The sequence below is a fragment of the Bacillus chungangensis genome, assembly GCF_030812995.1.
Taxonomy (GTDB): domain Bacteria; phylum Bacillota; class Bacilli; order Bacillales; family Bacillaceae_C; genus Bacillus_CF; species Bacillus_CF chungangensis.
The window spans coordinates 1-19,890 of record NZ_JAUSTT010000001.1; the positions used below are offsets into that span (position 1 = coordinate 1).

Sequence of the window (19,890 nt, forward strand, 5' to 3'; positions counted from 1 at the left end):
GATTCGGGAATCGTTTTTACCTAGGTAACGTATTCCAACCTTTAACAATTCATTTGTGTAGCAAAGCTACACAAGGTGCGACTGCCCGTCGCACATGAAAAAACACACAATCATTCGATTATGTGTTGATATTTTTTTGAACATGATCTAGAATCGTATTTGCTGTTTCCTCAACCGCTTTATGCGTCACATCAATCACCTTGCAGTTGATTTTGCGAGCAATCTTATCAAAATATTCGATTTCTTTTTTGATTCTTTCAATGTTTGCATAACTTGCTTGATCATTCAGCCCCAGTGATTTTAATCTTTCCTTGCGAATATCATTAAGTTTTTCTGGACTAATTTTTAGTCCAATGCATTTTTTAGCAGAAATTTGAAATAGCTCCTCCGGAGGATCTACTTCTGGTACAAGCGGAACATTGGCAACCTTGATGCGCTTGAGTGCTAAATATTGGGATAAAGGCGTTTTCGAGGTTCTTGATATACCAACTAGAACAATATCAGCCTTTAAAATTCCACGTGGATCTCTGCCATCATCATATTTAACTGCAAATTCAATTGCTTCTACTTTTTTGAAGTATTCTTCATCCAACTTGCGAACTAAACCAGGCTCGTATAAAGGCGTTTTTCCATATAGTGCCTGAAATTTATCCATTAAAGGTCCAATCAAATCGATTGCACATAAATTTTCTTTTTCAGCTTGTTCGAATATATAATGGCGCATTTCCGGTACAACGAGTGTATAGACAATCAAACCGCGCGTTACTTTTGCTAAAGAAATGACTTCATCAATGTGAGAGTAGTCCTCTACATAAGGAAAACGTTTCAAGGTCGCACTAGACCCATTAAATTGGCTGATTGCTGCTTTTGTGACAAGGTCAGCTGTTTCTCCAACCGAATCTGAGACAATATAAATAATCGGTTCTATCACCTTTTTCACCTTCCTTTATAGATCTTCGTTGGCAAGCGCTACGAAGGCTTTTGTAATGTTTGTCTTTGTGATACGGCCAATAACCTCATATCCGTCAGCTTTTCTTTTGACGATTGGCACTGCATCAATTTGCTTATCGATCAGCTTAGTAGCAACATCAATTAATAAATCTTCTTTTTCACAGACAGTGATATTTGGCATTCTTGTCATAATAATATGAACTGGAATGGAAGATAGTTCTTGCTTGCCTAGCGCTGCCCTCAAAAGATCTTTGCGCGAAAGTACTCCAACAAGGCAGGACGCCTCGTCCACAACAAAAAGGGTGCCAATATCTTCTAAAAATATCGTGCAAATTGCATCGTAAACCGATGCACTTTCACTAACTACTACTGGTACAGATTGATGGTCTTTCACATATATTTCTTTCAAATTATCCGTAAGCAGCTGCGTTTTTGTTTTTCCTGTATAAAAATAGCCGACTCTCGGCCGCGCGTCTAAAAAACCTGCCATTGTTAATATTGCCAAATCTGGCCTTAACGTGGCACGTGTCAAATTTAAGCGTTCGGCAATATGCTCTCCAGTGATCGGACCGTTTTCTTTCACGATTTCCAAAATTTGGTGTTGCCTTTTATTGAGATCTATCGTTACCACCACCTAATAACTCAATTCTGGAACACTTTTTGTATTTCTCGATTGTTATATGCTCATTATATACGATTTTATGAAAAAAGACAGTTTTTAAGACACACTCCTCCTTGGAGCAGCTGCTTTTTATGGTGAATCCTATCCTTTTGATCAAACGTTAAAAATGAAACATCCATCAGTGGGGGTTTTCTCTCATCCCCTACTAATGGGAAGTAAACAAAGGCTAAGGTCGCACGTCCTCGAAAAAGGGGAGAATAGAGGTTGGCGGTCCTACTGCCAGTTAGGTTAGATGTGGGATAAAATTTTATCTTCTAAGAACGGATGGAGAAGCTCTCCATCCGTTTATACATTCATCTCAATCAATCGTATTATTTTACAATAATGTCATTCATCGCTGCATAGTTTTTAATCAAATCAGCTAATTCCTTCATTTGTGCCAAGCGATTCATTTTAAGTGATTCATCCTCAGACATAACCATCGTATGATCAAAATAATGTTCAATCGCTTGTTTTAATGCTCCTAATGCTTGAAAGGCTGCCTTCATATCTAGCTCATGCAAGTTTCCTTTTAACGCTGTAAATTGCTTGTACAGTTCCTTTTCATATTCATTATCAAATAATGTTGGATTAATAGGCTGTGATGTCTCTACATTTTTAGCAATATTCATTACCCTGCTTAAAGCTTCAATCGTCGATTTAAACTCATTGGAATCTTTCGCCTTATTTAATACTAATGCCCGTTCAACTAACTTTGGAACTAAGTCGACAGAGCTTTTTAGTACTGCTTCAATGATATCATAGCGAATGCCAATATCTTGCAAGGTGTTTTTAATCCGAAGTTTTAAGAAAGCGAGAAAAGTCTGTCTTAAATCTATGTCACTGTCGGCACCAATTTTATCTTCTTCTATGATTTGCACCGTTTTATCCAGCAGATGTAAAAGTGATACATCCCATTTATGTGCAATTAGTATTTGGACGATGCCTGCTGCTTGCCTTCTAAGTGCATACGGATCTTGTGAACCAGTTGGAATAATACCAACAGCAAAACAAGACACGATTGTATCAATTTTATCGGCAATTGCAACAACAGCAGAAACATTGGATGCCGGTGCCTCTTCTTTAGCATGACGTGGCTGATAATGCTCTTTTATTGCTTTAGCTACCTCAGGAGATTCACCTTTTTGCAATGCATACTGTTCGCCCATCCAGCCTTGTAGCTCTGGAAATTCATTAACCATGTTCGTAACAAGATCAAATTTGCAAATCTCAGCAGCACGATCAGCTGCTGCTTTTTCTTGTTCAGATAATCCAAGCAGATCTGTTAGCATGTTTGTAATCCGACGAATACGCTCCACTTTATCAGCAATAGTGCCAATTTTTTCATGATACACTACCTGTCCTAGTTTCTTTAAAGCTGTGGAAATGTCTAATTTCTGATCTTCAGCAAAGAAAAAAGCAGCATCAGCAAGGCGAGCGCGCAATACTTTTTCATTTCCCTTTGCTACTTTTTCCAGGTGGCGATGATCACCATTACGGACTGTCACAAAATATGGCAATAACTGTCCTTCTCGATTTTTCACCGGAAAGTAGCGTTGATGCTCTTTCATTGAAGTAATCAGAACTTCCTCAGGAAGCTGTAAAAAAGAGTGATCAAAGGAACCGTATAGAGCAGTAGGATATTCAACAAGATTATTAACCTCTTCTAACAGGGCTTCATCGATAGGGATGAGCCAGTCTTGCTCCATCTCTAGTTTGTGAAGCTGCTCACGAATCGATTGCTTACGATCCTCTGGACGAACGAGTACATATTGACTTAACAATGTTTTTTCGTATGCAAGTGGTTCGGCTAATGCTACTTTACCGCCGAGAAAACGATGTCCATGGGATATATTGCTTGTGCCGACCCCTGCAATCGAAAATGGGACAATCGTTTCTCCATAAAGGCAGACAAGCCATTTGATCGGTCTAATATACCGAAGGTCTTGATTTCCCCAATGCATATTTACCGGAAAAGTTAAGCCGCTAATAATGGTTTGCAAACTAGGTAATAAGCGAACCGTCTTTTGGCCCTTTTCCTCTTTCTTTACAAAGGCATATTCCACGTTATACTGTTCTTTATAATAAATATCATCTGTCGTTGCCCCCTGACCTCTGGTAAAGCCTAGAGCCGCTTTTGACCATTCGCCATCTTCTGTTTTCGCTACTTTTTTGGAAGGCCCTTTTACTTCAATAACTCGGTCTTCCTGGGCCTCAGCAACGTCCTTTATGATAAACGCCAAACGTCTAGGAGTTGAATATAGTAGTACTTCTCCGTATTCAAGCTGATGTTCTTGCATCCATTTCTTTGCTTTTTCACCAAGCTGCTCCATTGCAGCTTCCACAACCCGCGCTGGCATCTCTTCCAGACCGATTTCCACTAATAAATTCTGCTTATTCATTCTCCTGGTCCTCCTTTTTATTCAGAATTGGAAAGCCCAGTTTTTCTCTTTCAATATAAAAGGCTTTGGCAACTTTTCGAGCGAGCTTTCTCATTCGGCCAATGTAAGCCGTACGTTCCGTAACCGAAACTGCTCCACGTGCATCTAATAAGTTAAAAACATGGGAGCATTTTAAAATGTAATCATATGCTGGATGAACCAAGCCTTTTTCGATTTGCTTTTTTGCTTCCTCTTCGTATGTATTAAAAAGGTCAAAAAGCATCGTTTGGTTCGAAGTCTCAAATGCATAGGTTGAATGTTCAAATTCAGGCTGATAAAAGATATCATGGACAGTAAAGTCTTCCGTCCACTTTAACTCAAACACATTTTCTTTCTCTTGAATGTAAGAGGCTAGGCGTTCTATTCCATACGTCAGCTCAACCGAAACTGGTTTACAGTCAAGACCGCCAACTTGTTGGAAATAAGTAAACTGCGTGATTTCCATGCCATCTAGCCATACTTCCCAACCTAGACCTGCACAACCAAGAGATGGATTCTCCCAATTATCTTCTACAAAACGAATATCATGTTCCAATGGATCAATACCAAGTGCCCGCAAGGAATCTAAATACATATCTTGGATATGATCCGGCGAAGGCTTCATGATTACTTGAAATTGATGGTGTTGATACAAACGGTTTGGATTCTCCCCATAACGTCCATCAGCAGGACGCCTTGATGGTTCTACATAAGCGACATTCCACGGCTCAGGACCAATCGCTCGTAAAAATGTGTAAGGGCTCATCGTTCCAGCACCTTTTTCTACATCATAGGCTTGCATCAACATACAGCCTTGGCTAGACCAATAGTTTTGCAGTGTTAAAATCATTTCTTGAATATTCACAGCTCTCTACCTCCAAATTTTTTCACAAAAAAACTCGTCTCTATGCCTTTTAAAAGCATAGGGACGAGTTTTATACTCGCGGTTCCACCCTATTTGCTGTCCTCTAAAGCGACAGCCACCTCTCTACAATCTGTTCAGGAGCGCCTTTCATGTATGTTTGATCACCCTGCTTTCACTAATCCAGGTTCGCTTTTGATCAAGTGCACACATTACTCTTTTCCATCATTACAGACATATGTTATTGTTCTCACAGATTCTCATTCATCATTAAAGTCGCTTCATCTAACTATTAGAAGCTGATGAAAGAGAAAATAAAGAATCATTTTATTATTAAATAAAATACTCGAAAATTCGTTTGCTGTCAATGATTAAATGATAAGCCAATTTACATCTTACTTGAATATCTATAAAGACATTGAAGATACAAATACGACTTGTTATTTTCATACTGAACTCATTTGTCAGGCTGTTCGAAAGCATTTCACATCTTTCAGCCGTATACTTATAGCAATCCTTTTAAACGATCCATTTGCTCTAAAAATCGTTTCGTCTTTAAATTCAAGCCCGAATACTCATTGTAATACAATGATATTGCTGTTCGCAATTCTTTTTTTGTCTCTCGTTTAACAGAAATCGTACCAAGCCGGTTTAAATCAAAATGATAGAACAGCCGCAGCAGCTTCACTGCCGCTTGTGACATTGATAATCGATAGGGGTCTTTTTCATAACAACGATGACATATAAGGCCATTCTCTCTAATAGAAAAAGCAAAATGCCCCTCATGATTACCACAAACGGCACATTTGTTCATACATGGATATAATCCCAATACAGCTAACATTTTCATTTCAAATATATTGGTGATAATCTCCATATCATAATCCTCATCAATATAGCATAAAGATTGATAGATCAGTTCAAATAAAAAAGGATTAGGTTTCCGTTCTTCTGTACTCTTATCTAATAAATCCACCAGATAAGATACATAAGCGGTCTTGAAAATGTCTTCACGAATACTTCTTAATGAGGAAAGTATTTCACCCTGTTGAAGCGTTCCTAGACCTTTGCTTTTCATGTACAAAAAGGAGCCATGCATAAAGAGTTGGGAGATGGCTGAAAGGCGGCTATTCGTTTTTTTTGCTCCTCTCGCCATAAAGCCAAGTTTCCCAAACTCTCTTGAATATATGGTGACAATTTTATTCGTCTCACCATAATCTGTCGTTCTAATCACAATTCCTTCACATTTTTGCAGCATTATTTTCCCTACCCTTCCAAAGCAATGCTATTTGCCTCTTTCGGGTGATGTTAGAAAGATAGCGGCCTGCATCTGATTACACAACAGGAAAATCCACCTCAATTTTTTTCTCGCCTGTAATCCGGTTTTCAGGATGCTCTTTTTCAAGCTCTTTAAAAAGCAAATAGGTATCAATACTTCCTGTTTCCTTGAAAATATTCCAGGTAAACTCTAACATTAATAACCACGCCTTTCATGTTCTTATGCTATCTGGATAGCTTCATGAGCCTTGTAAGTTAGGATAACCTGTGACCTTTAAAAAATGTTACACAAAAATTGTTAATCGATTTTTAGTATAATAACTTGGCGTTGAATTTATTTCACATTCAAGGATTATTCGTAATCATCTTTGCTATATCCATAATCTTGCAAATAAAAACTTTTATTGCGCCAATCTTTTTGAACTTTTACCCAAATTTCTAAAAAAACTTTTGAACCAAGCAAATGCTCAATATCTGCACGAGCTTGCTTTCCAACTTCTTTTAGGAGCCACCCTTGTTTGCCGATAATCATGCCCTTTTGTGATGGGCGTTCTACAATGATTGTCGCCATAACATGGACAAGATTCCTGTCTTTTTTTTTCTCGACTTTATCAATAAGTACAGCAATAGAATGAGGAATTTCCTCTCTCGTCAAATGTAAAACTTTTTCCCGAATAAATTCTGCAATAATAAACCTTTCTGGATGATCTGTCACTTGATCTGCAGGATAGTATTGAGGGCCTTCCTCTAAGTACAATTTACACTGTTCCAACAGACGTTCGATATTATTTCCTTTTAATGCAGAAATGGGGATGATCTCTGTAAATTCATGCAGCTGCTGATAGCTAGTAATGAATGGCAGCAACTCATCAGGATGAACTTGATCGATTTTGTTCACTACCAAAAAGACCGGTGTATTTACTTCTTTCAGCTTCTCAATAATAAATTGATCACCGCGGCCAAGACCTTCTGCAGCATCGACCATTAATAATATGACATCGACCTCCCGCAGTGTATTTGTTGCAAGCTTTACCATAAAATCACCGAGCTTGTGCTTAGGTTTATGAATACCTGGCGTATCAATAAATACAATTTGGGCATCATCTGTTGTCAATACCCCTTGGATTTTGTTTCTTGTTGTCTGAGGCTTATCACTCATAATGGCAATTTTTTGACCAATTACATGATTTAAAAAGGTTGATTTTCCGACATTTGGCCTTCCAATGATTGCAATAAATCCTGATTTAAACGTTTGTTGTTTTTCGTTATTCATGTAAATCCTCCGGGGAAAAAGCGTCTGGCAATAGCGCTTCTATTGTCAATTCTTTACACTCACCTTTTAAATTCGTTAAATAAACTTTCATTTCTTTAGGACACAATTCAGCTATTACTTGCCGACAAGCGCCGCACGGGGAAACAGGACGCTCTGTATCAGCTATAACGACAAGTGCGGTAAAGTTTCTTACACCTTCTGCATAAGCACTAAATATCGCAGTTCGTTCTGCACAATTGCAAACACTGTAGGCAGCATTTTCAATATTGCAGCCATGATATATTTTACCGTCAGCCGTCAATAATGCAGCACCAACTGCAAATTGTGAATAGGGAACGTACGCTTTTTTTCTAGCTAATTTCGCTTCACTAATTAATGTTTCCAAATTCATATAACTTTCTCCTCTTTAATCAATCATCGCTATAGAAAGTTTCATTTTATGTCTTTAATTTCTATTTTACTACATTTTTACGGGAAAAAGGAGTGCAAAAGTGCACAACTAATCATTTGTTCTTGTATTTTAACCGATAAATAAATCGTTTTCAAATAGATAAAAGAAAGCTGTCCGAATAAGGGCAGCTTTCTTTTATCATCATGTTAAATAAGAGTACGAAATAATGATATTAATTTTGGCAAAAAAATGACAGAGCCAATGATCACCGTCATTAACGCATAGAGCAAGACGGCAGCAGCACTGACATCCTTCGCATATTTGGCCAATGGGTGGAAATCTTCTGTAATAAGATCGATTGTCTTTTCAAGTGCTGAATTTATTAGCTCTAATGAAAGCATGCCAAAAATACAGAAAAGAATGAACATCCATTCAAGTGCAGAAAGGCCGAAGAGAAAGCTAGCAATGACAACAATTACTGCCGCAAGCAAGTGGATTTTGATATTTTTCTCCTTCTTGATAACAGCACTCAATCCTTGTAATGCAAACCTAAAAGAGGACAACAGCCGCTTCTTATTAAAGGGATGATTATCGTTCAAGCCCATAGATGGATAGGATTTCCTTTTGTTTAGTGAACATAATGGCCTCTTCCTCTTCTGTCATATGGTCATAGCCAAGTAAATGTAGAAAGCCATGCAGCGCTAAAAACCCTAATTCACGCTGTAGCGAGTGGCCATATTCAATCGCCTGCTCTTCTGCTTTTGGGAGCGAAATGACAATATCACCTAACATTCGTGGCTCCTCTATCCCTAATATCTCAATCTCACCTTCACCGAGTTCCTCCATAGCAAAAGAAAGAACATCTGTAACTCGATCATACTGGCGATAATCTCGATTAAGTGCTTGAATAGTCGCGTTTGTGACAAACGTGACAGATATTTCCGCATCATGCTCCAACTTTTCATATTCAGCCGCAGTTTGCAGCAGCGCTTCTAGCGGCTGGAAATCTGTTTCGCTTAATTGATTCGTTTCATCATGAAAATCAATCACTAATGGCATGTTTTTTCTCCTTCTGTTTTTTAAATTCTGGATATTCAATTCGAGAATGGAAAATTCCGTTTAAGGTTTCACAAAAAATATTTTTAATGATTTCCAACTCTTTCAGCGTAATATCACACTCATTCAACTGTTCGTCTTGCAAACGATCTTGAATAATATTTTGAACAAGTGATTTGATTTGGTCATGAGTAGGATGTGACATTGATCGGACAGCTGCCTCAACGCTATCTGCAATACTGACAACTGCTGCTTCTTTCGTTTGCGGCTTCGGCCCTGGATAGCGAAAGTCCTCTTCTAATACATCTTCATTTTCCTTCTTTGCTTTATAATAAAAATACTTTAATAATGTTGTCCCATGATGCTGCTCGGCAATATCAACAATTTCTTTTGGAAATTTATTTTTCTTCAGCATATGTACACCATCTGTTACATGCGCTACGATAATATCTCTGCTCGTTTCCGGCGACAGATCATCATGCGGATTATGAATATTCATTTGATTTTCAATAAAATAATGCGGTCTTTTCGTTTTGCCTAAATCATGATAATAACAACCGACTCTTGCTAAAAGTCCATTTGCTCCAATGGCCTCACAGGCTGCTTCTGAAAGATTTGCAACCATTACACTATGATGGTATGTACCTGGTGCTTCCGTTAAGATTTTTTTCAAGAGTGGATGGTTTGGGTTCGATAGTTCAATTAATTTCATTGTTGATAACAAACCAAACCCGGCTTCAAAAAATGGCAGGAGCCCCATCGTAAGGACTGCTGATGATAATCCTGATACAACGGCATAGATGACGTTATACAAATAATCAATTCTTGTAAATTGACCTCCTCCGATAAACAGAATGAAAAAAATCAGCATAATATTTACGACTGCAGCACAAAGGCCTGCTTGTAAAATATTTGGGCGTTGATTCCTGTTGGATAAAAACATCACTCCTGATAAGCCGCTAAATAAAATATAGATGGCAATCTCGAAATTAATTGTTCCGGTAATATGATCATGAAAAATGATGCTTCCACATGCGGATAAGATAATCGTTATGATTAAAGCAAATCGCTCGTTCATCATAATCCTTATTAACATCGGCGCCATCGCTGCAGGAAAAATATAGCCGATATTATTAAGCTGTAGGTCTCTCATGAACCCAATAATATTCATAAGTACTAAGGCAATAATCAAAATAATGCTTGTCAAGAAAATGTAATTTTGCTTTTTTTCTTCGGGCGCTTTCATATTGTAAAAATACAAATACAGAGTGCCAATAATCATAAAGACAAAGATCACTAAGCCGATGTACGGCTTCACAGTAGGATTACTTTTTAATAACCCTAATAATTCTAGCTGACGATACGTTTCACGATCAATTAAATGGCCTTCTTGAACAATTACTTGCCCTTGTAAAATTTTTACAGGCTCAACATTCTCTTTCGCATAGCTTTTCTGCTCTTCTGTTAACTGTGGGTCATAGATATCATTCGCTACAATAGCATATTGTGCAAGTGCGATTGCCGCTTCTTTCAAATGATCACTAATGGATGAATTTCCAATCTTAATGGCAATATCTTCCTTTATTTTTGACACTTGATCTTCACGGATTTTTTCGTCCATGATTCCTTCAACCTGTTTTCCCACTTCTTTTTTTGCTTTTGTCAAATCTTCATTACTGGCTTTTAAAAGGGTAGAAAAGATTTGATCAGGAATCGCTTTTGTCACATCTTCACTCACATTTTTCGTAAGTGTTTCTTTTAACAGCTCCAACTTTTCTTCATGGGTCAACGGCGCTGCCTGCTTTTCAGAAGCATCGGTACTATCATTAGGTGTACCTGATTTTGCATCCTCTTGCATATCGAGAACAAAGTCAAAAATAGATGTAACTAAAGAAATCCGATTTTGAGCAATTTCTTTCTTAAAAACATATACTTTCTCGACTTCATCTACCGCTCGTTTGCGCTCTTCCTCCGTTTTCGCCTCATCCTCGACCGTTTTCGGTGAACGAATGGTCTTTTCAGCAACAGAAAACAATTCAACATCATATGTTTCTGGTTTTACATTATGATAAAGACCACCATAAATGAGCAAGGCCAGCAAAATAAAAATGATCGTAGTAAACACTTTATAGTTAAGTAAAGATTTAATTTTCATTTGTTTCCTCCATCACCTAAATTTGGTAGGTTGAAACGTGTCGTTCATTATCAGTATTCTTTTCGGCTTAAAATATTATGAAGCAGACTCTTTCTCTCAAACAGGTAAAGTTAACTTTCATCAATAGCTTTTTCTCAAACCCTATAGATAAAGTGAAACTTCCATCAGTGGGGGTTTTCTCTCATCCCCCACTGATGGTTAGTTGAACCAATCGGACATTTACTGGCAGTTATCCCCCACCTAGACTTCTTCGATTCCTCTTACTCTTGAGGTGGGGGTCTTACTGCCAGTTAGATGTGGGATAATCTAAGATCCTCAAAAAAGAAATACATTTTTTTCGAGCGATCTAAATCAAGAAGCTTTTCTTTTCCTGTAGGCCGGATTCATCCGATATTCGCCTGTCAGTTTCATCCCCTGCTATGCCAGTTAGAAGTGGGGTAATACACTATCTTGCTTTCGATGTTTATATACAGCAAAATGAGTTCACTAATTATGTAAGATGATACCATTTTCCCAAGTATATTTCATTAAAAAATTTTGCCTATTACAACATTTAAGATTTACAATCTATTCCACCTTTACTTATTGAAATTGGAAAGGTGAAATTTCCATAATGAAGGGATTATCTAATCATCTGCTGATGTGAAGTTGAACAAAGGCTAAAGCATTTTTTCTTCGTGCGATCTGATTCAGGTTTTCCTTCTTCAGTCGACCCCGAACGAATCGGACTTTGCCTTTCACTGATCCTACATGTTCCTCTAACACTTAAGTGAGAATCTTACATAGATGTGGAAAAAAAGAACCCGAACGAATAAAAACGGTTCGGGTTAATGAGTATGACGCTCATAAGCTTCAATAATTTTTGCCACTAATGGATGTCGTACAACATCACTTTGCTCTAAATAAACAAAAGAGAGGTCTGACACGTTTCTCAACATCTTTTCGGCTTCCACTAATCCCGATGGTGCTTTCATTGGCAAATCAATTTGTGTTTTGTCTCCGGTTACGACCATTTTAGAACCAAATCCCAAGCGAGTTAAAAACATTTTCATTTGCGCCTGTGTCGTATTTTGAGCTTCATCTAAAATCACAAATGCATCATCCAATGTTCGTCCTCTCATATATGCCAAGGGAGCAATTTCAATCGTTCCCCTCTCAATGAGCCGCTGTGTATGTTCAGCGCCATATATATCGTGTAATGCATCATATAAAGGACGTAAATAAGGGTCTACTTTTTCTTTTAGATCACCAGGCAAGAAGCCAAGGCTTTCACCAGCTTCTACTGCGGGTCTCGTTAAAATAATCTTATCTACTTGTCCGCTTTTTAAAGCTGATACTGCCATCACAACTGCTAAATATGTTTTTCCTGTACCTGCAGGACCAATTCCAAAAACCAAATCATTTTTGCGGATCGCATGTATATATTTTCGTTGGCCAAGCGTTTTCGGACGAATTGGTTTTCCCTTTACATTTCGAGCAATTTCTTCTGTATACAAGTCTGTAAAATAGGCAATAGTTCCTTTTTTCGCCATTTGAATAGCATACATCACATCTTGAAGTCCAATGCTAACTCCATTTTGAATTACTTTTAAAAGATTGTCTAATGTTTCTTCAGCGAGAGCGGCATTTGTTTCAGTACCAGTGACAGCAATCGTTTCGCCTCTAGTAACAAACGTCACTTGGAACTCATTTTCTATTGCTTTTAAATGCGTATCTGCATTGCCAAATAAAGCGAAGGCTTCGTTCGGGTTTTCAAGTTGCATTTGTATTGTTTTTAATTCTTCTGTCATTCCTCAGTCTCCTTGATGATTGGTTGCTCTACAGCAATGTTTTCAATCACTTGAAAATATATAGTTAGTTTCACTTTACCATTCTTAACCTGTTCATGTAAAATATTTTCCTTTATTACTTTTGCATCCTTTGGCAAAAAAGCGCGTAAATCTTTCAAAGCAAGCTCCTGTGCTCTTTTTACCCCTTCTTTTTCAGTCCATTCTCGCGTGACTGTTTCTTTTTCACGAATCGTTCTCTTTACGTATTTAACAGGCAAGGTAAAGCCGAGAAATTGAAACGACTTTTCATCATCTTCTTGATGATATTCACGAAAAGAATGCTTGCCAAATCCCCAGAATAAAAGATTCAAATTGCCAATTCTTAAATACCGGCGCTCTTTTTCACTTCCACTCAGTACTTCAAAATCAGTTTGTAATGCAACTTCTGTTGTCGTTTTGTACCATGTTTGTCCCCATACTTTACCACGTGAAGAGACTATTTTAGGCTTGTCTTCCAAACCAATAAAACCAGAGACGAGGAGCTGCCCTTTTTTCACATAATCGTGAACTTGTACAACAGGCTTCCCTTCTTCAACAAACATATCAACAATCACTGCTTTTTTGTTAGCAATGAGATGTTGAGCTGGTTGACTTTCCCTTGGTTTTGGAGTATTTTTCTCTACTACTTGAAAATCAAAGGTTGTCCCTTTTATTTGTACACCAACCCAAGTTAAATCAGGGATGCGATTTGTTAACTCATGTTGAATTTTTTCCACATTTTGCACAAAGAATAACAGTTTGCCTCTATAAACACCTAAATCTTTCAATTCGTTCTGAATTTTATGCTCAATTTCCGGGCTGGCACCTTTTATTTGTATATTCCAAATAATATTGGAAAGAAAGAAAAGAAGGGCAATAAATAATGTGAACCCGAAAAGAAAACCATTGTTTTTCCAAATTCTTTTCCATAGAAAGGGCAATCCTTTTCCGTACATTAATTTAATGCTGCATTCAGATTTCCTTGCTAATTTTCTTAATTGTGAAAGATCCTGCAAGCGGATAAAAAAAACAATCGCATCTGTTCCTACTCTTCTAACATGCCAAATAGATAAATGTGCTCGATTTAGGCTGTTGATAAAACGCTCCATTCCTTTTCCAGTTAATTTTACCAAAACCATGCCCCTTGCAAAAGCCATCCACTGGTTTTTCACTTTTTAATCCCCTCTTCATCCAAATATATAACCTCCACGATTCGGCCTTCTAGCAGTATCTCTTCCGGTAAAATCGTCTTAATGACAAATCCATTTCCTTTCACCAATAATTGGCCATGTTCAAGCAGTAATCGAACTTCATGTTCACTAAATGCTAGCAGCCCTCGGTGATTCTCGATGTAAATATGGATTTGACCAATCATTGTAATGCGTGGAAGGTCTAACATCGCATCCCCTGGAAGGTCCATTTGGTTTGTGACCCAGTGCAAAAACTTTTTGTAAACTTTTTTTGGCATAAAAAGACCCCCCTCTCCTACATTTGTATGAAGGAAAAAGGAGGTTCAGCACTAAATACTTCATATTCGTCGATAGTGTTTTTTTGCTCTTGGCGGGCCAAGGACTTCTGCCATTACAATTCCTTTTACTAAATCATTGGAATCAAGCAGGAAAGAGGCTTGCCTTTTCGGTTGTGTCTCTTCTACCTGTTTCTTTAATGACGTTTGTCTCGAACGCCTTGCTTCTTTTTGCTTTAATTCCATATACTGTTTTTCCGTTGCCTGTTTCTTTTCCAAAATATTTTTTTGAATATTATTATATTCATTCTTCTCAGGCACTTTTTGCACAACCTGTTTAATCCGTCTCTCGATAGGTTCAGTATGAGGGATATCTATTTCTATTGATTCTGGATTTTTCGTTTCTATTTCGTTCTTATTGGCATTTGTTACACGATTAAAAATAGCACTAATTACGGCAACAATAATGAGCAACAGAAAAGACTCCAAAGGAGCAGCCTCCTTTCATTTTTAACTTCTAAGATCGAGTTATCGCTTCAATGATGAAAGCTTTCTATCAGAAATCTATTATACTGCTTACTGGTGTGTCAGCTTTCTTCGGAGTGATCTTTATGCTGATCGTTAGCTGTCATTTTCCCAATTGCATCACGCATATCAGTATCAGCATTAATATTTCTGTAATTCATATAGTCCATTATTCCGATGTTGCCGTTTTTTAACGCATCTGACATGGCAAGCGGCACTTCTGCCTCTGCTTCAACTACTTTCGCTTTCATTTCAATTACGCGTGCCTTCATCTCCTGCTCAGATGCAACCGCCATTGCACGGCGCTCTTCTGCTTTTGCTTGCGCAATCTTTTTATCAGCTTCTGCTTGTTCCGTTTGCAGTTGCGCTCCGATATTAATGCCAATATCTACATCTGCAATGTCGATAGACAAAATTTCAAAAGCAGTTCCGGCATCTAATCCTTTTGTTAACACTGTTTTCGAAATCATATCAGGGTTTTCCAATACTTTTTTATGGTCGTCAGATGAACCGATTGTACTAACAATTCCTTCACCGACACGGGCAATCACTGTATCTTCCCCAGCGCCCCCAACAAGCCGTTCAATATTTGCTCTTACCGTAATTCTCGCCTTAGCCTTTACTTCAATTCCATCCATGGCAACACCTGCGATAAATGGCGTTTCGATTACTTTTGGGTTAACACTCATTTGAACTGCTTCTAATACATCACGACCTGCCAGGTCAATGGCTGCACATCGTTCAAATGTCAATTCAATATTTGCACGTTGGGCAGCGATCAAAGCATTCACAACACGGTCTACATTCCCACCTGCTAAATAGTGGCTCTCTAGCTGGTTTATCGTGACATTAATGCCAGCTTTAGACGCTTTAATAAGTGGATTGATAATTCTCCCTGGGATAACTCGGCGCAGCCTCATTCCAATTAACGTGAAAATACTGATTTTGACACCGGCTGCAAGTGCAGAAATCCACAGCATTACTGGTACAAACGTCAGCAACACTGCAATTAAAATAATGGCCGCAATGATGATAATTAAATAAAAGATAACTTCTGGTGTTAAATCCATTATAAAAAACTTCCTCCTTCTTTAACATGAACTTAAGTTCAAGTATTGTCCACTTTCCGAACAACGATTCTAGAACCTTCTACTTTTATCACTTTGACAGAGATGCCTTTGTCGAGAAAACCACCCTCGCTTACAACATCAATTCTTTCGTCGTCAATCGTGATCGTCCCAGCTGGTCTCAATGGTGTAATCGTTAAACCAGTACGTCCAATCAATTCTATACGATTCACATTCGAGACATAGCCGCTTTCTGCATTGGTGGATTCAGTTAAGATTATTTTTTTGAAAAATTTCATACGTTTTCCAAACACCTTTACCATAATAATTAAAACGATTGCTGTTAAAAATAATGCAATGAGAACAGAAATTGCCATATTTAAGACATTTTCGCCTGCCAAAAAAACGCTTGTTATTACTGCAATGGTACCGATAATACCAGCAATGCCGCCTACTATAAAGAATTCAAGGATAATCAAGCCTATCCCAATCAAAAATAAAATAAGCGATTCATAGCCAGCCAAGCCTGCTACAAGATGTCCGTAAAAAAACAAAAGCAATGCAGAAATTCCCATTGTACCAGGCAGCCCAAAGCCGGGTGAATAGAGTTCCAACACAAGACCCAAGCTTGCAATCGATAGCAAAATTGGAACAACGATTGGATCCGTAATAAAACGGGCAAGCTTTTCAGCAAATGTTTCATCAACTGACTTTACTGTTGCATTCTCTAATTTAAGCTTGATCAAAAGATCATCTAAGTTTTTTACAGTACCTTCAGAATAACCTACTTGATAAGCTTTGTCAGCTGTTAAGGTCAACGGCTTTGTTTTATTCGTCATTGCAACCGCAATTTCAAGGTCGCGTTGATGCAGATCAGCAACTGCTACCATTTTCTCACGCCAATAGCTTTCTGCTTTTTCCCCTGCAGTGTTGCCCTCGTTGTCAATAATCGCTGCTGCCCCAATCGTCGCATGCGGCACCATATAAATCTCATCAGCAGCAAGAGAAATAAACGCACCTGCTGAGAGGGCATTAGAATTGACGAAAGCTACTTTCCTTAAGCTTGTGGATTGAAATAAGTCACCAATATCGCTTGCAGCTGTGACTGCACCTCCAGGCGTATTAATGTCGAAAATGATTGCCTTTGCCTGCTCTTCTTCAGCAAGGTGAATGGCTCTTTTTAGAAAAGCATGCAGTCCTTTCTCGACATTTTGTTCGATTGGTACAACGAAAACGACATCCTCTTTCCCATCTGCCAAAGCTGGAAAAAAAGACAAAAAACCTGCAGCTAGAAAACAAAAAATAATAATAGCTTTTCGCAAATTATTTCCTCCTTTCCTAAAATAATTCATTATTGGAGCGAAGGACATGCTTGAGAATGAGATGAATGAATTTATTACATGTATCTACGTAAAAAAAGCGAAAAAGGTTTCATTGTACATATCTTTATTGTATCTCTTTTTCTCCTTATATACATCTTTTTTTCCTTTGTACATGAAAAAAAGCTAGAAAACGACTTACGTTCGCTTTCTAGCTTAGTTGCCTTATGTTGCAATGGGTCAGCACCACGCCTAAGATATTCAATATCTCTACGTGTGTTGTTTTGGCATATATAGGTTCACATAAGTTATTTCATTTTGAACTTTTTGGACGAGATCTTCCCGGCCTGCGTTTTCTAATTCATGGAGGGAGTCTTTGCGTTGCTTTACTTCGCGAGAAAGGACTGTCAACTCTTCATCTTCTGCCAATTTTTCTTTCCCTTGTTTAATAGCCTCGTTTTGTAAAGCGACTTTTAGCATCCGAATAACAGAGAGCTTTTCTTTTTCTTTCATTTTCATCGCTTGTTTCATATCTTCATTTAAACGCTCAAGAAGACTCATTGTTCCACCCTCTAATCAGAACTTGCGCTTTCTTGCTGCTTCAGATTTTTTCTTACGTTTTACGCTTGGCTTTTCATAATATTCGCGCTTTCTAAATTCCTGTAAAGTTCCTGTTTTAGAAACTGTACGTTTGAAGCGGCGAAGAGCATCTTCAAGCGATTCGTTTTTACGAACAACTGTTTTTGACATCTCTCTTTCCCTCCCTCCGAACACTTGCATTTACATGTTCATGCATGGAAATCCATGTACTTTGCAATTATAATATAACCTTTTTATTAGGTCAACAATCTTTCCTTTTAAAATAAGTAATCTTCATTAGAAGCATGTCTCTTTATGTACCACCATATGTATAGTATGAGGTGGTTGACATGTTATTATTGCTTGTTTTTATTTTTTTTGTTCTTTGTTTCTTATTAGGAATGACTTGGATGCGTATCGGACTTTTTAACCTTTCTGGCAAAAAGCTTGAAGGCTGGATCAAAAAAGTAACTCATACTCCATTTAAAGGAATGCTTGCAGGAATACTAATGACAGGAATGCTGCAAAGCAGTTCTGCTGTTATGATCATTACTGTCGGTTTTGTTTCGGCCAGACTGTTAATGTTCCCACAAACAATTGGAATTGTTTTAGGAACAAATATCGGGACAACGATCACATTGGAATTTATATCCTTCCACTTTACCAATATTATCCTTCCATTTTTCATTACTGGAAGCATGTGCCTCTTTTTTAAAAAAGCGAAAATAAAAAGCGTCGGTTTTATTTTTATCGGTTTTGCCTGTATTTTTGCTGCTATGGAAGGATTTGAAAGATTAGCAATACCGCTAACAAATAGTTCAGTAGGCAAGTCTATATTGCTTTTGCTAGATCGTCAGCTGCTCTACGCTTTTATTTTTGGCATCGTGCTAACCGCCATCATTCAATCTAGTACAGCCGTCACTGGAATGGCGATGAGCTTTCTCAGTGCCGGAATTTTCCCACTTGAAATAGGCATCGCGATGATGCTTGGCAGTAATATCGGGACGTGCGCTACTGCCTTCTTGGCAAGCGTTGGAGCAGGAGAAGAAGCACGGCTTACTGCGTATGCCCATGTCTGGCTGAATATAGGCGGGGCTATTCTTTGCCTTCCTTTTATCTCTCAGCTTGCTGAAATCAGCAGCATGCTCAGTCAATATCCTAACGTTCAGCTTGCTCATGCAAGCGTCCTTTTTAATATTGCTTCTTCCCTTCTAGTCTTGCCTTTCGCGGTAAAATTTGGCCATTTTATTATTTGGCTGCATGGAAAAAAAACAAGCATACCTTGATCAACGGCTTAGAATAAGTTGATCAAGGCCATATTAATAGTCGCTGTTTCCATTTAATCCTTGCAAAATTGCAACACCTGCACTTGCACCAAGTCTTGTTGCACCAGCTTCCAGCATGTCTTTAGCGTTTTGGAGATTGCGTATTCCTCCTGAAGCTTTTACACCCATTTCTGGGCCTACTGTTTCTCTCATTAAGGCTACGTCTTCAGCTGTTGCTCCGCCGCCTGAAAAGCCTGTTGAGGTTTTCACAAAATCGGCACCAGCTTCCTTTGCAAGTTCACATGCAAGAATTTTCTCAGCTTCTGTCAACAACGCTGTTTCAATAATTACTTTAACGAGCGCCTTCCCTTTCGCTTCTTTAACAACCGCTGCGATATCTTCTTTCACCATCGCATTGTCTTTACTTTTTAAAGCACCGATATTGATGACCATGTCAATTTCATGCGCACCATCTTCGATCGCTTTTTTTGTCTCAAACACTTTTGTCTCTGTCGTATTAGCACCAAGTGGGAAGCCGATTACTGTACAGACCTTTACTTCTGTTTGTTCCAGCCATTTGCTGGCAGTTGCAACCCAAAAAGGGTGAATGCAAACGGAAGCAAAACCATATTGTTTTGCTTCTAAGCAAATGGCTTGAATGTCCTCTTTAGCAGCATCTGGCTTTAAAAGTGTATGATCGATCATTTTAGCCATATTTGTCATGAATGTGGCTCCTCTCATTTCGTTTTCTCCAGCTTTTGATGTGCTAAAAGCCCTTGCTTTGATCTTTAACAGTAAAGTACAGCAAGGGGCAT

At 38.2% G+C, this 19,890-nt stretch carries 20 protein-coding genes and 1 pseudogene; 1 reads left to right on the top strand and 20 read right to left on the bottom strand.

All coding sequences use genetic code 11. The features are described from left to right. Positions 1 to 118: 118 nt before the first annotated feature. The 19 genes and pseudogenes from J2S08_RS00005 to rpsU form a co-directional block, all read right to left on the bottom strand. Positions 119 to 931: a pyruvate, water dikinase regulatory protein gene (locus J2S08_RS00005; protein WP_370875606.1), complete on the bottom strand. Its 813-nt coding sequence runs from the start codon at positions 929 to 931 to the stop codon at positions 119 to 121. Positions 932 to 946: 15 nt separating this feature from the next. Next, positions 947 to 1,585 carry a helix-turn-helix transcriptional regulator gene (locus J2S08_RS00010; RefSeq protein ID WP_307225436.1) on the bottom strand — a complete coding sequence of 213 codons (639 nt, stop codon included), beginning with the start codon at positions 1,583 to 1,585 and terminating at the stop codon, positions 947 to 949. A gap of 359 nt (positions 1,586 to 1,944) precedes the next feature. Further along, on the bottom strand, positions 1,945 to 4,014 hold the full coding sequence (gene glyS / locus J2S08_RS00015) for a glycine--tRNA ligase subunit beta (protein ID WP_307225438.1): 2,070 nt from the start codon (positions 4,012 to 4,014) through the stop codon (positions 1,945 to 1,947). Further along, positions 4,007 to 4,897 carry a glycine--tRNA ligase subunit alpha gene (gene glyQ / locus J2S08_RS00020; protein WP_307225440.1) on the bottom strand — a complete coding sequence of 297 codons (891 nt, stop codon included), beginning with the start codon at positions 4,895 to 4,897 and terminating at the stop codon, positions 4,007 to 4,009. Before glyQ ends, glyS begins: the two co-directional genes overlap by 8 nt. Positions 4,898 to 5,399: 502 nt before the next feature. Beyond that, positions 5,400 to 6,152, bottom strand: coding sequence for a DNA repair protein RecO (recO, locus tag J2S08_RS00025; protein WP_307225442.1), 753 nt, complete (start codon positions 6,150 to 6,152; stop codon positions 5,400 to 5,402). Positions 6,153 to 6,228: 76 nt separating this feature from the next. Then, positions 6,229 to 6,369, bottom strand: a complete 141-nt coding sequence (locus J2S08_RS00030) for a YqzL family protein (RefSeq protein WP_307225444.1) — start codon at positions 6,367 to 6,369, stop codon at positions 6,229 to 6,231. Positions 6,370 to 6,524: 155 nt separating this feature from the next. Beyond that, entirely contained in the window at positions 6,525 to 7,445 is a 921-nt protein-coding gene (gene era, locus J2S08_RS00035) for a GTPase Era (RefSeq protein WP_307225446.1), read from the bottom strand. After that, positions 7,438 to 7,836 (bottom strand): cytidine deaminase, encoded by a 399-nt coding sequence (locus J2S08_RS00040; RefSeq protein WP_307225448.1) that lies wholly within the window; start codon positions 7,834 to 7,836, stop codon positions 7,438 to 7,440. Before J2S08_RS00040 ends, era begins: the two co-directional genes overlap by 8 nt. 206 nt (positions 7,837 to 8,042) lie before the next feature. Further along, complete coding sequence (locus J2S08_RS00045; protein ID WP_307225450.1) at positions 8,043 to 8,441, bottom strand: diacylglycerol kinase family protein; 399 nt, start codon at positions 8,439 to 8,441, stop codon at positions 8,043 to 8,045. Then, the gene (gene ybeY / locus J2S08_RS00050) at positions 8,425 to 8,895 is read right to left on the bottom strand and encodes an rRNA maturation RNase YbeY (RefSeq protein ID WP_307225451.1); all 471 of its coding nucleotides are present in this window, start codon (positions 8,893 to 8,895) and stop codon (positions 8,425 to 8,427) included. Before ybeY ends, J2S08_RS00045 begins: the two co-directional genes overlap by 17 nt. Next, entirely contained in the window at positions 8,879 to 11,047 is a 2,169-nt protein-coding gene (locus J2S08_RS00055; RefSeq protein WP_307225453.1) for an HD family phosphohydrolase, read from the bottom strand. Before J2S08_RS00055 ends, ybeY begins: the two co-directional genes overlap by 17 nt. 827 nt (positions 11,048 to 11,874) lie before the next feature. Then, positions 11,875 to 12,837: a PhoH family protein gene (locus J2S08_RS00060; RefSeq protein WP_307225455.1), complete on the bottom strand. Its 963-nt coding sequence runs from the start codon at positions 12,835 to 12,837 to the stop codon at positions 11,875 to 11,877. Beyond that, positions 12,834 to 14,027: a sporulation protein YqfD gene (gene yqfD / locus J2S08_RS00065; RefSeq protein WP_307225456.1), complete on the bottom strand. Its 1,194-nt coding sequence runs from the start codon at positions 14,025 to 14,027 to the stop codon at positions 12,834 to 12,836. The genes J2S08_RS00060 and yqfD overlap by 4 nt, the downstream gene beginning before the upstream one ends. Further along, on the bottom strand, positions 14,024 to 14,323 hold the full coding sequence (gene yqfC / locus J2S08_RS00070; protein WP_307225458.1) for a sporulation protein YqfC: 300 nt from the start codon (positions 14,321 to 14,323) through the stop codon (positions 14,024 to 14,026). Before yqfC ends, yqfD begins: the two co-directional genes overlap by 4 nt. A gap of 60 nt (positions 14,324 to 14,383) precedes the next feature. After that, the gene (locus J2S08_RS00075) at positions 14,384 to 14,809 is read right to left on the bottom strand and encodes a hypothetical protein (RefSeq protein WP_307225460.1); all 426 of its coding nucleotides are present in this window, start codon (positions 14,807 to 14,809) and stop codon (positions 14,384 to 14,386) included. A 98-nt stretch (positions 14,810 to 14,907) separates the two neighbouring features. Further along, on the bottom strand, positions 14,908 to 15,915 hold the full coding sequence (gene floA, locus J2S08_RS00080) for a flotillin-like protein FloA (RefSeq protein WP_307225461.1): 1,008 nt from the start codon (positions 15,913 to 15,915) through the stop codon (positions 14,908 to 14,910). A 38-nt stretch (positions 15,916 to 15,953) separates the two neighbouring features. After that, a complete protein-coding gene (locus J2S08_RS00085; protein WP_370875607.1) occupies positions 15,954 to 17,264 on the bottom strand; it encodes an NfeD family protein in 1,311 nt (436 codons plus the stop codon). 246 nt (positions 17,265 to 17,510) lie between these two features. After that, a pseudogene (locus J2S08_RS00090) lies at positions 17,511 to 17,792 on the bottom strand (GatB/YqeY domain-containing protein); the annotation flags it as partial. 15 nt (positions 17,793 to 17,807) lie between these two features. Further along, positions 17,808 to 17,981, bottom strand: a complete 174-nt coding sequence (rpsU, locus tag J2S08_RS00095; RefSeq protein WP_307225465.1) for a 30S ribosomal protein S21 — start codon at positions 17,979 to 17,981, stop codon at positions 17,808 to 17,810. Between the two features lie 179 nt (positions 17,982 to 18,160). Here rpsU and J2S08_RS00100 point away from each other — a divergent pair, with 179 nt between their 5' ends. Continuing rightward, a complete protein-coding gene (locus tag J2S08_RS00100) occupies positions 18,161 to 19,096 on the top strand; it encodes a Na/Pi symporter (protein ID WP_307225467.1) in 936 nt (311 codons plus the stop codon). Between the two features lie 33 nt (positions 19,097 to 19,129). On the opposite strand, the gene deoC is transcribed toward J2S08_RS00100, so the two are convergent. Next, positions 19,130 to 19,798: a deoxyribose-phosphate aldolase gene (deoC, locus tag J2S08_RS00105; RefSeq protein WP_307225468.1), complete on the bottom strand. Its 669-nt coding sequence runs from the start codon at positions 19,796 to 19,798 to the stop codon at positions 19,130 to 19,132. Positions 19,799 to 19,890 lie beyond the last annotated feature (92 nt).

What these genes read in the sequence shown, in the direction of transcription:
- glyS (WP_307225438.1), bottom strand. Translation starts at nt 4,014, where the DNA reads ATGAATAAGCAGAATTTATTAGTGGAAATCGGTCTGGAAGAGATGCCA.
- recO (WP_307225442.1), bottom strand. Translation starts at nt 6,152, where the DNA reads ATGCTGCAAAAATGTGAAGGAATTGTGATTAGAACGACAGATTATGGT.
- J2S08_RS00030 (WP_307225444.1), bottom strand. Translation starts at nt 6,369, where the DNA reads ATGTTAGAGTTTACCTGGAATATTTTCAAGGAAACAGGAAGTATTGAT.
- era (WP_307225446.1), bottom strand. Translation starts at nt 7,445, where the DNA reads ATGAATAACGAAAAACAACAAACGTTTAAATCAGGATTTATTGCAATC.
- J2S08_RS00040 (WP_307225448.1), bottom strand. Translation starts at nt 7,836, where the DNA reads ATGAATTTGGAAACATTAATTAGTGAAGCGAAATTAGCTAGAAAAAAA.
- J2S08_RS00045 (WP_307225450.1), bottom strand. Translation starts at nt 8,441, where the DNA reads ATGGGCTTGAACGATAATCATCCCTTTAATAAGAAGCGGCTGTTGTCC.
- ybeY (WP_307225451.1), bottom strand. Translation starts at nt 8,895, where the DNA reads ATGCCATTAGTGATTGATTTTCATGATGAAACGAATCAATTAAGCGAA.
- J2S08_RS00055 (WP_307225453.1), bottom strand. Translation starts at nt 11,047, where the DNA reads ATGAAAATTAAATCTTTACTTAACTATAAAGTGTTTACTACGATCATT.
- J2S08_RS00060 (WP_307225455.1), bottom strand. Translation starts at nt 12,837, where the DNA reads ATGACAGAAGAATTAAAAACAATACAAATGCAACTTGAAAACCCGAAC.
- yqfC (WP_307225458.1), bottom strand. Translation starts at nt 14,323, where the DNA reads ATGCCAAAAAAAGTTTACAAAAAGTTTTTGCACTGGGTCACAAACCAA.
- floA (WP_307225461.1), bottom strand. Translation starts at nt 15,915, where the DNA reads ATGGATTTAACACCAGAAGTTATCTTTTATTTAATTATCATCATTGCG.
- J2S08_RS00085 (WP_370875607.1), bottom strand. Translation starts at nt 17,264, where the DNA reads ATGAATTATTTTAGGAAAGGAGGAAATAATTTGCGAAAAGCTATTATT.
- rpsU (WP_307225465.1), bottom strand. Translation starts at nt 17,981, where the DNA reads ATGTCAAAAACAGTTGTTCGTAAAAACGAATCGCTTGAAGATGCTCTT.
- J2S08_RS00100 (WP_307225467.1), top strand. Translation starts at nt 18,161, where the DNA reads ATGTTATTATTGCTTGTTTTTATTTTTTTTGTTCTTTGTTTCTTATTA.
- deoC (WP_307225468.1), bottom strand. Translation starts at nt 19,798, where the DNA reads ATGACAAATATGGCTAAAATGATCGATCATACACTTTTAAAGCCAGAT.